Here is a 281-nt window from a genome sequence, read left to right on the forward strand (position 1 = left end):
CGCGCCTCGACCCGTCGCTGTCCTTCGAGATGTTCACCGGCGAAAAGGCCACCCAGCCCCGCAAGGCCTGGGACAGCAAGGCGGCGGCGGATCTCGTCACGCGCAGCATGGCGATCGCCGATCCGGCGCAGCGCCAGGCGATCTTCGACAAGCTCGAGGACATGTACCGCGCGGACATTCCGATGATCACGCTGTTCTCCGGCACGCGCCTCAGCGCTTCCAGGAGCAATATCGAAGGTTACAGGAGCTGGGCACTCGGCACACCCCGCCCTTGGGGCGTA

General features: G+C 66.2%; 1 pseudogene. It reads left to right on the forward strand.

Annotated features, from left to right (window positions below):
• Positions 1 to 281: pseudogene (locus EN845_RS35795) on the forward strand (ABC transporter substrate-binding protein); the annotation flags it as partial.

This window comes from Mesorhizobium sp. M8A.F.Ca.ET.202.01.1.1, from assembly GCF_004791595.1.
In the GTDB taxonomy this organism is placed as follows: domain Bacteria; phylum Pseudomonadota; class Alphaproteobacteria; order Rhizobiales; family Rhizobiaceae; genus Mesorhizobium.